Genomic DNA, 465 nt, shown 5'->3' with positions numbered 1-465 from the left:
ATTGCGAACTGTGCACCCGCTTCAGTGACTTCTGCCAGCTGCTGTGGATTCAGCACCGTACCGGCACCCACAATCGCTTCAGGCACTTCTTTGGCGATAGCACGGATAGCGTCAACTGCACACTCGGTACGCAGAGTCACTTCCAGAACGCGCACCCCACCAGCAACCAACGCTTTTGCCATCGGCACTGCGTGTTCCAGTTTTTTTACCACGATAACCGGTACAACCGGGCCGGTGGTCAGGATTGATTCTGCACTTGTTTTCCAGTTTTTCATCAGAGTTTTCTCTCGCCTGATTACAAATTTGTCGTCTTAAAAAGTGATACAGGTTGCGCCCTGTTCGGCACCGGACAGTTTTTCACGCAAGGCGCTGAATAATTCACGTCCTGTCCCCACGCGTGACGCGCTCAGGTCAGGAATGTGCGGTTCGCGAGCAGCCAGTTCCGCTTCGTCTACCAGCAGCGTC

Annotated in this window: 1 pseudogene; it reads right to left on the bottom strand. The window is 54.0% G+C overall.

Annotated elements, in window-relative coordinates:
• Positions 1 to 275, bottom strand: a pseudogene (gene kdgA, locus ACEWB7_RS17595) (bifunctional 4-hydroxy-2-oxoglutarate aldolase/2-dehydro-3-deoxy-phosphogluconate aldolase); the annotation flags it as partial.
• Positions 276 to 465: the final 190 nt, after the last annotated feature.

Source organism: Acinetobacter sp. NIOH-H-8 (genome assembly GCF_046635365.1).
Lineage (GTDB): Bacteria > Pseudomonadota > Gammaproteobacteria > Pseudomonadales > Moraxellaceae > Acinetobacter.
Note: the sequence above shows the minus strand (reverse complement) of the source record. Positions and strands in the feature narration are given on the sequence as shown.